11 protein-coding genes are annotated in these 14166 nt (G+C 71.9%); all 11 read right to left on the bottom strand.

The window, feature by feature from the left end:
* Positions 1-23 precede the first annotated feature (23 nt).
* The 11 genes from AB0J21_RS07935 to AB0J21_RS07885 all read right to left on the bottom strand — a co-directional run bounded on the left by AB0J21_RS07935 (position 24) and on the right by AB0J21_RS07885 (position 14162).
* On the bottom strand, positions 24-812 hold the full coding sequence (locus tag AB0J21_RS07935) for a TIGR03936 family radical SAM-associated protein (RefSeq protein WP_363144975.1): 789 nt from the start codon (positions 810-812) through the stop codon (positions 24-26).
* Between the two features lie 47 nt (positions 813-859).
* A complete protein-coding gene (locus AB0J21_RS07930; protein WP_363144974.1) occupies positions 860-2557 on the bottom strand; it encodes a hypothetical protein in 1698 nt (565 codons plus the stop codon).
* 82 nt (positions 2558-2639) lie between these two features.
* Complete coding sequence (locus AB0J21_RS07925) at positions 2640-4571, bottom strand: TIGR03960 family B12-binding radical SAM protein (RefSeq protein WP_363144973.1); 1932 nt, start codon at positions 4569-4571, stop codon at positions 2640-2642.
* Positions 4572-4766: 195 nt separating this feature from the next.
* Positions 4767-6305, bottom strand: coding sequence for a CYTH and CHAD domain-containing protein (locus AB0J21_RS07920; protein ID WP_363144972.1), 1539 nt, complete (start codon positions 6303-6305; stop codon positions 4767-4769).
* 84 nt (positions 6306-6389) lie between these two features.
* Positions 6390-7586 (bottom strand): rod shape-determining protein RodA, encoded by a 1197-nt coding sequence (gene rodA, locus AB0J21_RS07915; protein ID WP_363144971.1) that lies wholly within the window; start codon positions 7584-7586, stop codon positions 6390-6392.
* The gene (gene mrdA / locus AB0J21_RS07910; protein WP_363144970.1) at positions 7586-9898 is read right to left on the bottom strand and encodes a penicillin-binding protein 2; all 2313 of its coding nucleotides are present in this window, start codon (positions 9896-9898) and stop codon (positions 7586-7588) included. The genes rodA and mrdA overlap by 1 nt, the downstream gene beginning before the upstream one ends.
* Positions 9899-9982: 84 nt before the next feature.
* Positions 9983-10678, bottom strand: a complete 696-nt coding sequence (gene mreD, locus AB0J21_RS07905) for a rod shape-determining protein MreD (protein ID WP_363144969.1) — start codon at positions 10676-10678, stop codon at positions 9983-9985.
* Positions 10679-10685: 7 nt separating this feature from the next.
* Positions 10686-11681 (bottom strand): rod shape-determining protein MreC, encoded by a 996-nt coding sequence (gene mreC, locus AB0J21_RS07900; RefSeq protein WP_363144968.1) that lies wholly within the window; start codon positions 11679-11681, stop codon positions 10686-10688.
* Positions 11682-11814: 133 nt separating this feature from the next.
* Positions 11815-12834: a rod shape-determining protein gene (locus AB0J21_RS07895; RefSeq protein ID WP_363144967.1), complete on the bottom strand. Its 1020-nt coding sequence runs from the start codon at positions 12832-12834 to the stop codon at positions 11815-11817.
* A gap of 366 nt (positions 12835-13200) precedes the next feature.
* Positions 13201-13614, bottom strand: a complete 414-nt coding sequence (gene ndk / locus AB0J21_RS07890; protein ID WP_363144966.1) for a nucleoside-diphosphate kinase — start codon at positions 13612-13614, stop codon at positions 13201-13203.
* A gap of 188 nt (positions 13615-13802) precedes the next feature.
* On the bottom strand, positions 13803-14162 hold the full coding sequence (locus tag AB0J21_RS07885; protein WP_363144965.1) for a DUF4233 domain-containing protein: 360 nt from the start codon (positions 14160-14162) through the stop codon (positions 13803-13805).
* Between the last annotated feature and the right edge of the window lie 4 nt (positions 14163-14166).

The following is a 14166-nucleotide window of genomic DNA, read 5'->3' as shown; positions in this document are numbered from 1 at the left end:
GGCGGTGCGCTGCACGACGTTCCTTACGCGGGGCCTTCCGGCGCGGACGCCGTCGCGGCGGCGGGTACGGCGGTCGTGGCGGGAGCCACGACGGCCGGGGCCGCCTCGCGGTCGGGCGCGAGCGGGTCGGTCACCGTGCCGCTCTCCTCATCGAGGGGCCCCTGCGCCAGCCTGGTCACCGCGACGGGGACCGGCGGCGCCAGGTCGGCCACGGCTCGGAGAGCGGACAGGACGTCGTCAGGGCGCACGGCAGGCGTCACGTGCCGTACAACCAGGCGCAGTATCGCACAGGGGCGTCCGGCGGGCCCATCGGCCCGCTGGGCCTCCAGGCCGAGCCGGGCGACGGCGGCCCTCGCGTCGAAGCTGCGCATTCCGTTCTTGGTACGGCGTTGCACCTCGACGGACTCGGCCGCCATGAAGCGTTCGGCGGCGCTGCGGGCGTCCTCCGGGTCCACCCCGTCGAGGCGCAGCTCCCAGACGGATGCCTGGAGCCGTTCGGCGAGGCCGGAGGTGCGGGCCTCGACGGCGTCGACGATGTCGAGGCCCTGCGGCATCGACTCGTCGAGCAGGGCGCGCAGCGGTTGCGGATCGCGGGACTGCGCGAGGGCGATCTCCAGGTACTCGGCCTCGCTGCCGGTGCCGGTGGGTGCGGCATTGGCGTACGACACCCGGGGGTGCGGGGTGAAGCCGGCCGAGTACGCCATGGGTACCTCGGCGCGGCGCAGGGCCCGCTCGAACGCGCGCTGGAAGTCGCGGTGACTGGTGAACCGGAGGCGGCCGCGCTTGGTGTAACGCAGTCTGATGCGCTGCACTACTGGCGCCGGCGGAGGGCCTTCGGGCTGTCGCTTGCCCAGGGGAGTCAGTCCTTCGTGAGTGCGGTCTTACTACTGCCTAGAGTACGTGCCACTGGCGCTTCGGGTTCCCGGGACGGGGCGGCGTCAACCGCCGCCGGCCCGCCGAACACGGCTCTGCGCAGTTCGGCGCGGGTCTCCCGCACGGTCTGCCGGGCCGTGGCCACGGCCTGCCGCACGGTGCGTCCGGCCGTGCCGAGCGCCTCCCGGGCGATCCGCGCCGAGGGCCGCCACACCTCGTCGCGTACGAAGTGCCCCATCGGGGTGAGCACGCGGGCGAAGGCCCACCGGACGGGTTCGACGAGGGTCCACCGCAGCAGGCGTACGAGGAACCGCCCCGCCGCGTTCGACACCCGCCCCGCGAGCCGCCAGCCCAGGGCCACGGCCTCCGCGGCCTCCCGGACGAGGAACCCGAGGCCCCTCCCGAGCGGGGAGAGCACCCAGCGCCACAGCGCGAGCGCCGGTACGAGCACGAGCCACCGGAGCAGGAAGGCCCCGATGGCGAGCACCCCGCGCCCGGCCCCGACGAGCCCGGCCCCCACGGCGCGCCCGGCCCACGCGAGACCGGCCCAGACCGTCCGGCCGACCCACGCGAGACCGGCACCAGCAGCCCGCCCGGCCCAGGAGACCCCGGTCCAGACGGTACGCCCGGCCCACGAGACCCCGGTCCAGACCGTCCGCCCCGTCCAGGCCAGCCCCGCCCACACGATCCGCCCGACCACCGAACATCCCGCCCACACCGCGCGCCCCGCCCAGGACACCCCGGCCCACACACCCCGACCGGCCCACGAGACCCCGGCCCACAGGCCAAGACCGACCCACGCCACACCGGCCCACGCGGTACGCCCCACCCACGAGACCCCGAACCACACGGTGCGCGCCGCCCACGAGAGGCCCGACCGGAGCCCGCGCCCGAGCCGTGCGACGCCGCCCCACGTGGTGCGCCCGGCCCACGAGAGACCGGTCCACACCGTCCGCCCCGCCCACGAGACCGCGACCCAGACACCTCGTGCCACCCAGGACACACCCGCCCACAGGACGCGCCCAGTCCACGAGACACCAGCCCACAGCCCGCGCCCCGCCCAGGACAGGCCCGCCCAGAGCCCGCGCCCCGCCCAGGAGACACCCGCCCACACCGACCGCCCGGCCCACGCGAACCCGTTGCCCGCCGTGCGACCGCACCACGCGAGGCCGCCCCAGACGCCCCGCCCGAGCCACGAGGCCCCGGACCACACCGCGCGTCCCGCCCCCGCGAGCGCGCCGCCCACGCCTCGTCCGAGCCACGCGAAACCGGCGCCGGTCCGCGACAGCCCCGCCCACACGCCCCGGCCCAGCCCGGCGTAGGCCCTCAGCAGCCCTCGCCCGAGCGGGTCGAACACGCGGCGGCGCAGCCACCCGGCCGGAACGACGAACAGGGTCCGCCCGAGCCAGGACAGCCCCCGGCCGGCCGGCACGCACCCGTACCGCCACAGCGCGAGGAAGGGCCACACCAGGACCCCGTACGCGAGCAGCCGCAGTCCGCGCCCCAGAGGAAGCAGGACGCGCCGGTGCAGGAACCGGCCGCCCGCCACGGCCGCGTCCCACACGAGGCGCACGGGCACGAGGACGAGGAGCGCGAAGATCCTGACCGGAATCCGGATCACGGCGACCAGACATCCGCCGGGGGCCGGTTCGGCGGCCGGCGGGGGCGCCTTCTCAAGGTCCATGCACACACAGACGTGCCCCGCGCGGGAACGTATCCCGTCCGCGGGGCACGGTGGCCGAGTCGTTACCGAAGGTGTCGGTACGTCACTTCACCATCAGCGGCAGCAGTTTCCTGCCCGTCGGGCCGATCTGGATCTCGGTCTGCATCGAGGGGCACACGCCGCAGTCGAAGCACGGGGTCCAGCGGCAGTCCTCGACCTCGGTCTCGTCGAGGGCGTCCTGCCAGTCCTCCCACAGCCAGTCCTTGTCGAGACCGGAGTCGAGGTGGTCCCAGGGCAGGACCTCCTCGTAGGTGCGTTCGCGGGTCGTGTACCAGTCGACGTCGAGGCCGAAGCCGGGCAGCGTCTTCGCGGCGCAGGCCATCCAGCGGTCGTACGAGAAGTACTCGCGCCAGCCGTCGAAACGGCCGCCGTCCTCGTAGACCGCGCGGATGACCGAGCCCACGCGGCGGTCGCCGCGCGAGAGCAGGCCCTCGACGATGCCGGGCTTGCCGTCGTGGTAGCGGAAGCCGATGGAGCGCCCGTACTTCTTGTCGCCGCGGATCTTGTCGCGGAGCTTGCCGAGACGGGCGTCGGTCTCCTCGGCGGACAGCTGCGGGGCCCACTGGAAGGGGGTGTGCGGCTTGGGCACGAACCCGCCGATGGAGACGGTGCAGCGGATGTCGTTCTTGCCGGAGACCCGGCGGCCCTCGGCGATGACGCTGGTCGCCATGTCGGCGATCTGGAGGACGTCCTCGTCGGTCTCGGTGGGCAGTCCGCACATGAAGTACAGCTTGACCTGGCGCCAGCCGTTGCCGTACGCGGTGGAGACCGTGCGGATCAGGTCGTCCTCGGAGACCATCTTGTTGATGACCTTGCGCATCCGCTCGGAGCCGCCCTCGGGGGCGAAGGTGAGACCGGAGCGACGCCCGTTGCGGGTCAGCTCGTTGGCGAGGTCCACGTTGAAGGCGTCGACGCGGGTGGAGGGGAGGGACAGGCCGATCTTGTCCTCCTCGTACCGGTCGGCGAGGCCCTTGGCGACGTCGGCGATCTCGGAGTGGTCGGCGGAGGACAGCGACAGCAGGCCGACCTCCTCGAAGCCGGTCGCCTTGAGGCCCTTCTCGACCATGTCGCCGATGCCGGTGATGGAACGCTCACGCACCGGGCGGGTGATCATCCCGGCCTGGCAGAAGCGGCAGCCGCGTGTGCAGCCGCGGAAGATCTCGACGGACATCCGCTCGTGCACGGTCTCGGCGAGCGGGACGAGCGGCTGCTTGGGGTAGGGCCACTCGTCGAGGTCCATCACGGTGTGCTTGGAGACGCGCCACGGCACCCCGGAGCGGTTGGGCACGGTGCGGGCGATCCGGCCGTCGGGCAGGTACTCGACGTCGTAGAAGCGCGGGACGTAGACGCCGCCGGTCTTCGCGAGGCGCAGCAGCAGCTCGTCACGTCCGCCGGGACGGCCCTCGGCCTTCCAGGCGCGGACGATGTCGGTGATCTCCAGGACGGCCTGTTCGCCGTCGCCGATGACGGCGCAGTCGATGAAGTCCGCGATGGGCTCGGGGTTGAAGGCCGCGTGCCCGCCGGCCAGGACCACGGGGTGGTCCTCGGTGCGGTCCTTGGCCTCCAGCGGGATGCCCGCGAGGTCGAGGGCGGCGAGCATGTTGGTGTAGCCCAGCTCGGTCGAGAAGCTGAGGCCGAACACGTCGAAGGCGCCGACCGGGCGGTGGCTGTCCACGGTGAACTGCGGGACCTCGTGCTCCCGCATCAGCTCTTCGAGGTCGGGCCACACGCTGTAGGTGCGCTCGGCGAGGACGCCCTCGCGTTCGTTCAGCACCTCGTAGAGGATCATGACGCCCTGGTTGGGCAGCCCCACCTCGTAGGCGTCGGGGTACATGAGCGCCCAGTGCACGTCGCACTCCTCCCACGGCTTGACCGTGGAGTTCAGCTCGCCACCGACGTACTGGATGGGCTTCTGCACATGCGGGAGCAGGGCTTCGAGCTGCGGAAACACCGATGGGGCGGACTGAGCAGACATCTCGCTGACCTTTTGCGTGCGGACACGGGCCGCCTCCGGGAAAGAGGCGTGATCCTCCAGCGTAGCGTGACGGGGCCCGGCGCCGGACCGGGTGCGGTGAGCCGCCGCCGGCGTGGGGCGGTGCGGGACTGCGGCCCGGCCCGCGCGTGGGGCCACCGCCCCGTCCGCGCCGTTCAGCCCGGCTCGGCCCGCGCGTCAGCTCAGCTCGGCCCGCGCGTCACGGTCCGCGAGCCCCGCCCAGACGCCGGGCAGCTCCCGCTCGTGGTCGAGGGCCCTGGCCTCCTCCCGGCCGTGCAGCAGTCCCCAGGTGAACGCGGTCTCCCCCGCCGTGTGGGCGCGGATGCCGAGTTCGCGCAGGGTCGCGCGCGCGACGGCGCTGTCGTGGTGGTCGCCGAGCAGGGACTGGAGGGCCTTGACGTCCTTGGCGAGGCGTTTGGCCGGCTTCCCGCAGGACGGTTTCGCGGCCTCGGCGGCGTAGCGCAGGCGTTTGGCCTTCTTGCGGGCCTCGTGCAGCGCCCGGTCGCGGACGGGCCCCGGCGGGAGCTCAAGGGCGCGTTCCATGCGGCCGACGAGCCGGTGGTGCTCCTTGGCGACGGCCTTGGGCAGGACCTTCGGCGCGGGGCGGGCCGCCTTCTCGCGCAGCGGCGGGGCGGCGAACAGGGCGTCGAGCGCGTCGAGCAGGCGGAGGTGGCGCTCGCTGTCGAGGGCGGCGCGCACCCGGGCCCGGGACTCCTGCTCCTCGGCGACCGCCCACTGCCGCAGCCGGGCTTCGACGGGGCCCAGCAGGAGGGCGGTGTCGGTCTCCGCGACGCGCGCTTGGAGCCGTCCGGCGAGCACCTCGCGGTCGCGGTCGGCGCCGAGTTCGCCCGCGAGCCACTTCAGTTCGGCGCGCAGCGGGCCGGTGACGGCGGCGTCCAGGACCGGGCGGTACGAGCGCAGGGCGCTGCGGGTGCGGCGCAGCGCGACCCGCATCTTGTGGACGGCGCCGGGCAGTTCGCGGCGCACCGCGACGTCGCGGGCGAGCAGTTCCTCGTACTGGGCCCGCAGGTAGGCGAGGACCTCGGCGCCGGCCGTCGCCTCCCCGACGTCGGGCCCGACGGGGTGTGCGGGCCCCGCCCCGGTCTCCTCAAGGGCGCGGGCGAGTTTGGACGGTGCGGACGAGCGCCGGTACCCGGCTTTCGCGAACCGCTTCCCGGCGGGCCCGAACAGCTTCGGGTCCGCGCCCGCGCCGAGTTCGAGTTCGGCCTCGGCCCAGGCGGCGCGCCTGCCCTTCGTGGGGCCCGTGAGGCGTTCGGCCTCGACCTCGTCGGCGCTCAGCTCGGCGAGCGTCGCCCCCTTCGCGTCGTACAGCGTGCGCACGGTGCGCCGGCTCCGCAGCCGGACGACGGGCAGCAGCGCGGCGCCGCGGGTGCGGGCGCGTACGAGGGCGGCGAGCGCGGCGGGGAGGGCGTCGCCCGGCGGGAGGCGCACTTCCTCGCGCACGTCCCGGGACACGGGGAGCTTGAGGTGCCAGCCGGCGTCCTCGCCGCCGGTGCGGCGGCGCAGGGTGATGCGCGCGGCGGCGAGCCTGAGGTCCTCGGTGTCGTAGTACGTGGCGTCCAGCTCCTGGACGCCGGTGTCCGCCTCACCGGCCACTCCCGGGAGCTTCCTCAGCTCCGGGAGCGGCGGGAGGGCGCCGCTCTCGTCGGTCTCGGCCTCGTACTTCCGTTCCGTCTCGCGCACGGTCTCCGTCATGTCTGGAAGGTAGACGCGAACGGGCGTTTCAAACCGGTTGCGGGAGCCGGATGTGGACGAGCGGCCGGGCCGGGGCCCCTCGGCTCAGGCGGACAGCGGTTTCTGGACGCGGATGGACTGGAGCAGGCCGACGGCGATCCACACGGCGAACATCGAGGTGCCGCCGTACGAGACGAAGGGCAGGGGCAGCCCCGCGACCGGCATGATGCCGAGGGTCATGCCGATGTTCTCGAAGGCCTGGAAGGCGAACCAGGCGATGATCCCGCCGGCCACGATCGTGCCGTACAGCTCGGTGGTCTCGCGCGCGATGCGGCAGGCGCGCCACAGGATGACGCCGAGCAGCACGATGATGAGCCCGGCCCCGGCGAAGCCGAGTTCCTCGCCGGCGACGGTGAACACGAAGTCGGTCTGCTGCTCGGGGACGAACTGCCCGGTGGTCTGGGTGCCCTTGAACAGTCCGGTGCCGGTGAGGCCGCCGGAGCCGATCGCGATGCGCGCCTGGTTGGTGTTGTAGCCGACGCCCGCCGGGTCGAGGTTGGGGTTGGCGAAGGCGGCGAAGCGGTTGATCTGGTACTCGTCGAGGACGCCGAGCTGCCACACGGCGATCGCGCCGACCGTTCCCGCGCCGAGCAGTCCGAGGACCCAGCGGTTGGAGGCCCCGGAGGCGAGCAGCACCCCGAGGACGATCATCGCCATGACCATGACCGAGCCGAGGTCCGGCATCATCAGGACGATCAGTATCGGCACGACCGCGAGGCCGAGGGCCTGCAGGACGGTGCGGTGGTCGGGGTGGTCCCGGTCCCCCGCGTCGACGCGGGCGGCGAGCAGCATCGCCATGCCGAGGATGATGGTGATCTTGACGAACTCGGAGGGCTGCAACGAGAAGCCGGCCACCATCAGCCAGGCGTGCGCCCCGTTCACGGTCACGCCGAGCGGGGTGAGCACGAGCAGGACGAGGAAGACCGAGAGGCCGTACAGGATCGGCACGGCGGTGCGCAGGGTGCGGTGGCCGAGCCAGATGGTGCCGGCCATGAGGCCGAGCCCGATCCCGATGTTGACGACGTGCTTGAACACGAAGGCGTACGGGTCGTCGCCGACGAGTTCGGTGCGTCCGCGGGTCGCGGAGTACACGAGGGCGCAGCTCAGGACGGACAGGGCGAGGGCCGCGAGCAGTATCGGCCAGTCGAGCCGGCGTACGAGGGAGCCCTTGGCGAGCAGCCGGGACCAGTGGGAGCGCTCGGGCCCGTAGCCGGAGACGCTGAACGAGGGGCTGCCGGCCATCAGTCGCGCCTCCCGTTGTACGTCACGGGGGTGCCGGCGGTCTGCTGGTCGCCGCCGGTCTGCCCGGTGCCGCCCGCCGGGTCGGTCGCCCCCGCCGGATCGGTGGCCCCGGCGGGGTCCGTGGCGCCGGTGGTCCCGGTGGTGCCCGCGAGGCCGGTGCCCGGGTCGAGCGCGGGCGTCGAGGGCTTGACCTCCAGGTTGTACGGGGCGAACTTCGACTTGATGCGCGGGGCGTCGATCGAGCCGTCGGGCTGGATCTTCGGCAGCGCGGCCTGCGGCTTGGGCAGCAGCGCCTTCTTCTTGTTGATCCCGCCGCCGCCGTCGACTCCGTACAGCGCGTCGTAGATCTTGCGGACGGCCGGACCGGAGGCGCCGGAGCCGGTGCCGCCCTGGGAGATCGTCATCACGATCGAGTAGTCCTTGGTGTAGGTAGCGAACCACGAGGTGGTCTGCTTGCCGTAGACCTCGGCGGTGCCGGTCTTGGCGTGCATCGGGATCTTGTCCTGCGGCCAGCCCTGGAACCGCCAGGCGGCGGTGCCCTGGGTGGCGACGCCCGCGAGCGCACCGTCTATCTCGTCGCGCAGCTTGCCGTCCATCGGGAGCTTGCCGTGCGAGGCGGGCTTGATCGGCTCGACCTTCTTGCCGTCGGGGCTGACCACGGCCTTGCCGATGCTCGGGTCGTAGAGGGTGCCGCCGTTGGAGATCGCCGAGTAGATCGTGGCCATCTGGATCGGGGTGACGAGGGTGTCGCCCTGGCCGATCGAGTAGTTGACCGAGTCACCGGCGCGCATCTGGTTGCCTTCGAGGCAGTTCTCGTAGGCGATCTGCTGCGCGTAGTCGCCGTCCTTCTTGCCGGACTTGCACCACGCGTCCTTGTTGGCCTTCCAGTAGTCCTTCTTCCACTGGCGGTCGGGGACGCGTCCGCTGACCTCGTTCGGCAGGTCGATGCCGGTGGTCTTGCCGAGGCCGAACTGGTGGGCCGTCTTGTAGAACCAGTCGTGCGCGTTCTTCTTCGGCCTGGTGCCGCCGTCCTTCTTCCACTCGTTGTGCGCGATGCCGTAGAAGACGGTGTCGCAGGAGACCTCCAGGGCCCGGCCGAGGCTGATGGGGCCGTAGTTCTCCGACTCGAAGTTCTTGAAGACCTGGTTGCCGATCGAGTACGAACTGCTGCAGTCGTAGTTGCCGTTGAAGTCGTAGCCCGCGTTGACCGAGGCGGTCGTGGAGACGACCTTGAAGATCGAGCCGGGCGCCGCCTGCCCCTGGATGGCGCGGTTGAGCAGCGGGTAGTTCGACTTCTTGCCGGTGAGCTTCGCGTAGTCCTTGCCGGAGATCCCGCCGACCCAGGCGTTCGGGTCGTAGTCGGGCAGCGAGGACATCGCCACGACCCGGCCGGTCTTGGCCTCCATGACGACGACGGCGCCCGAGTCGGCCTTGTAGTTGGTGCCGGTGTTCTTGTCGAACTCGTGGCGCGCGGCCTTCATCGCCTCGTTCAGCTCGTACTCGGCGACGGACTGCACCCGCGCGTCGATGCTGGTGACGATGTTCGAACCGGGCTCGGCGCGGTCCGACTTGGCCTTGCCGATGACCCGGCCGAGGTTGTCGACCTCGTAGCGGGTGACACCGGCCTTGCCGCGCAGCTGCTTGTCGTACTCGCGCTCCAGCCCGTTGCGGCCGACCATGTCGGAGCGCAGGTACGGGGAGTCGCTGTCCTTGGCCTGCTCGATCTCGTCGTCGGTGACCGGTGAGAGATAGCCGAGGGCCTGCGCGGTGTTGGCCCCGCCGGGGGCGGTGTAGCGGCGTACGGCGGTGGGTTCCGCGGTGATGCCGGGGAAGTCCTCGGCGCGTTCCCGGATCTGCAGGGCCTGCTGCGGGGTGGCCTCGTCGGTGATCGGGATCGGCTGGTAGGGCGAACCGTTCCAGCAGGGCTGCGGGGTCTTCGCGTCGCACAGCCGCACCTTGTCCCGCACGTCCTGCGGCTTCATGCCGAGGACGGAGGCGAGCCTGGTGAGGGCGGACTTCCCGTCGTCGGGCATCTTCATGAGTTCGGTGCGCGAGGCGGACACCACGAGCCGGGTCTGGTTGTCGGCGAGCGGCACTCCGCGCGCGTCGAGGATCGCTCCGCGGACGGCGGGGTCCACGACCTGCTGGACGTGGTTGCCGGAGGCTTCGGCCTTGTACTCGTCGCCGTTGCGGATCTGGAGGTACCAGAGCCGGCCGCCGAGCGTGAGCAGCAGGGAGAAGACGAGTACCTGGATGATGACGAGCCGGATGCGCACCCGGGGGGTGCGCCCGGTCTCCGGGATGTTGGACATGCTGCGCCCCCCTTTAGCGACGGCGGTGACGGCGGTGACGGGACGGGCCGCTCGGGCGGCCCAAAAGACGGGGAACGCCGCGGGTCACAGCCGCTTCACCCCTTTGATACGGCTGCTGTTGCGGGTCGCGCGGGAGATCCGGACCCGCTGGGCCCGGGTGCGCAGCCGGCCGCCGCGCTGTCCGCCGATGTTCAGGCCGGTGCCGGAGCTGATCCAGCCGGTCGCGACGTCGGCGCCCTTCGCGGAGCCGCGGGTGGGCGCGTTCTCCCCGAGCGGGTCGTTCTCGGAGCGTCTGGCCAGCCACATCACGAAGGGCACGGCGAACGGCGCGAGCAGCAGGTCGTAGATCGTCGCGCTGACCAGGAGTCCGCTCAGGCCCACGTGGCGCGCGGCGGTGTCCCCGACGAGGGCGCCGACACCGGCGTAGAGCAGGGTCGACCCGATGGCCGCGCCGACCACGACGAGCAGCGGACCGGCGATGGACTTGAGCCGGCCGTTCTCGGGCCGGGCCAGGCCCGCCGCGTAGCCGACGACGCACAGCACGAGGGCGTAGCGACCGGCCGCGTGGTCGGCGGGCGGGGCGAGGTCGGCGAGGAGCCCGGCGCCGAAGCCGATGAAGGCACCGGCGAGGTGCCCGTAGACCAGGGCCAGGCCGAGCACGGTGAGCAGCAGCAGGTCCGGTACCGCGCCGGGCAGTTGGAGCCGGGCCAGGACACTGACCTGGATCATGAGGGCGACGACCACCAGGGCGGTGGAGAGCAGAATCCGGTTGACGCGCATGTGTCCGCTACTCCTGCTCGTTCGCGCCGGCCGCGCCCGTGGGCGGGGCCGCGGGGGCGTCCGGCGCCGTGGGATCGGCGGGTTCCGAGGGGTCGGCCGGGGCCGAGGGGGTGGCCGTCACGGTGACGGTCGGGGCGGGCTTGGGCTTGGCCGGCAGGACGGCGTCGCGCGGGTTCTTGCGGGGCGCCTCGACGACGACGCCGACCAGGTCGAGCTTGGTGAAGCCGACGTAGGGCTCGACGTAGACATTGCGGGTCAGGTCGCCGCCCGAGGGGTCGACGCGCACGACGCGGCCGACCGGGACGCCGGGCACGAAGGGCTTGTCGGCCTGCGAGCCGAAGGTGACGAGCCGGTCGCCCTTCTTGACCTTGGCCTTGCCGTTGAGGAGCTGGACGGCGAGCGGCCGGTCCCCGCGCCCGGCGGCGAAGCCGAGTTCGTCGGTCTTCTCCAGCCGGGTGCCGACGGTGAAGTCGGGGTCGTTGGCGAGCAGCACGGTCGCGGTGGAGGGGCCCACGGTGGTGACCCGGCCGACGAGTCCCTCGCCGTTGAGCACCGTCATGTCGCGCTTGATGCCGTCGCGGGTGCCGACGTCGATGGTGACGGTCCACGAGAAGCCCTGGGCGGCTCCTATGCCGATGACCTCGGCGCCCTTGATGCCGTACTGGCCGGCCCCGGCCCTGGCGAGCATCGTGTCGAGCTGCCGCACCCGGCTGGCGTTGCGGTCCTCGCTGCCGAGCCGCTGCTTGAGCGCCGCGTTCTCGCGCTCCAGGGCGGTGATGCGGTTGTGTCTGGTGTCGGAGTCGCGGACCGCGCTGACCGCGTTGCCCACCGGGTCGACGGCGCCGGAGACGCCGTTCTCGACCGGTCCGAATACGCCGGCGGCGGCTTGGCGGGCGCCGTCCACCGGAGAGTCCTCGCCACCGCGGATGTCGATCGTGATCAGTGCGAACGCGATGACGATCAGCAGCACCAGGAGCAGCCGGCTCTCTCGTGTGTCCCTCACGTGCGGCGGCCGTGCCTTCCTCGTCGGAATTCTGTTCTGCGCCGGGTGCCGCGCGGGCACCCGGCGGTCATTCAGGGCCGGAGCGTGACGGCGCGTCCGCTCCGGGCGCGCCGTCGGGGTGGAACGGGAACTGCTAGCGGCGCGGCTGGGCGTCCAGCACCTGCTGGAGCGCCTCGAACTCCTCGACGCACTTGCCGGAGCCGAGGGCCACGGAGTCGAGCGGGTCCTCCGCGATGTGGATCGGCATGCCGGTCTCCATACGCAGCCGCTCGTCGAGGCCGCGCAGCAGGGCGCCGCCGCCGGTGAGCACGATGCCCCGGTCCATGACGTCACCCGACAACTCGGGCGGGCACTTGTCAAGGGTCGTCTTGACCGCGTCGACGATGGCGTTGACCGGTTCCTCGATCGCCTTGCGCACCTCGGCCGCCGAGATCACGACGGTCTTGGGCAGCCCGGACACGAGGTCCCGGCCGCGGATCTCGGTGTGCTCGTCGTTGTCGAGGTCGTAGGCCGAACCGATGGTGATCTTGATCTGTTCGGCGGTGCGCTCGCCCAGCAGGAGGCTGTACTCCTTCTTGATGTGCTGGATGATCGCGTTGTCCAGCTCGTCCCCGGCCACCCGGATGGACTGCGCCGTGACGATTCCGCCCAGCGAGATCACGGCGACCTCGGTGGTGCCGCCGCCGATGTCGACCACCATGTTGCCGGTGGCCTCGTGGACCGGGAGGCCGGCCCCGATCGCCGCGGCCATCGGCTCCTCGATGATGTGCACCTGCCGGGCCCCGGCCTGGGTGGCCGCCTCGATGACCGCGCGGCGCTCGACGCCCGTGATGCCCGAGGGCACGCACACGACGATCCGGGGGCGGGCCAGGTAGCGGCGCTTGTGGATCTTGACGATGAAGTAGCGCAGCATCCGCTCGGTGATCTCGAAGTCGGCGATGACGCCGTCCTTCAGTGGACGCACCGCGACGATGTTGCCGGGCGTGCGTCCGATCATTTTCTTCGCCTCGGCGCCGACCGCGAGGATTCCGCCGGTGTTGGTGTTGATGGCCACCACGGAGGGCTCGTTGAGCACGATTCCGCGCCCCCTGACGTACACCAGCGTGTTGGCGGTCCCGAGGTCGACAGCCATATCACGGCCGATGAACGACATTGAGTTCCCCATGAGATCGTCTGGCCTTCCCAGCGTTGACGGCTTTTCAGGACGGCGAGGTGGGTGCTGTGGGAGTGGAGGCTTCCATCGTAGTCTCGCCTGCGGCGACACGGCGCAAGGGTCCGCGCCATTGTCGGCATTCTGCGCCGATGGGTGCACGCCTCGCCTGTGGAGACGTGCCATCCGGGGCGTGGGTTCCCCCGATCGGGGCCGCATATGCCAGAAGGCGACCGGAATTTCCGGTCGCCTTCCGCCGCGCTCCGCCCGGAATGGGCTGAGGGCGCGTCAGTATTTTTTTCCATTTCGATACGCGGACCGTCCGGGGCGCGTGTCGCCCGCGGTGCGCGGGACCGAATGGGCGACCGCTCAGAAACGGCCCGGGAAGAAGATCTGCAGCTCGCGCTCGGCGGACTCCTCGGAATCCGAGGCGTGAATCAGGTTCTCGCGGACGATGGTGCCGAAATCGCCACGGATGGAACCGGGGGCGGCGGCGATCGGGTCGGTCGGCCCGGCGAGCGTACGGACGCCCTCGATGACGCGCTCGCCCTCGACGACGAGCGCCACGACCGGCCCGGACAGCATGAACTCGACCAGCGGCTCGTAGAACGGCTTGCCGATGTGCTCGGCGTAGTGCGTCTCCAGGGTTGACAGGTCCAGGGTGCGCAGCTCCAGGGCCGTGATGCTCCAGCCGGCCTTCCGCTCGATCCGGCCGACGACCTCGCCGATCAGGCCGCGGCGTACGGCGTCGGGCTTGAGCAGGACGAGGGTGCGCTGGGACATGTACGGCTCCTTGAAAACAGGAAAGACACGGGTGCGGTGCGGACGCGGGGCCCGGGAGTACGGACGCGGTGGTCCGGCGGTGGTGCGGTGGTCCAGAGGTTATACGGAGCGGCGCAAGGCGACACACGCAGGCCCGGCCGAAGCTTTTCCTTCGGCCGGGCCGGTGGGTGCGAGAGGCTGCCCGCGGTTCACCCGGGCTGGGGTTCGCCCTCCGCCTCGGCGAGCGCGGCCCAGCGCGCCTTCGCCTCGTCGATCTTGCGGCCGTAGTGCACCGAGGCCCACCACAGTCCGCCGAAGGCCGCGCCCAGGATGAACATCATCGGGACGACGAGTCCGCTCACGAACAGTGCGATCTGGAGCACCCAGCCGAGCTGCACCCCGCCGGGGCGGGTCACGAAGCCGCACAGCAGGACGCACAGCAGCATCGCGATCCCGCTGACCGTCCAGACCGTGGCCTGGGTGAGGTCGTCGTCCTTCATCGCGACGAGACCGGCGAAGCCGATGATGAGGAACTCGCCGATCAGGGTCGAGGAGCAGAGCATCCGCACGGCG

It is taken from the genome of Streptomyces sp. NPDC049954 (genome assembly GCF_040656295.1).
Lineage (GTDB): Bacteria > Actinomycetota > Actinomycetes > Streptomycetales > Streptomycetaceae > Streptomyces.
Note: the sequence above shows the minus strand (reverse complement) of the source record. Positions and strands in the feature narration are given on the sequence as shown.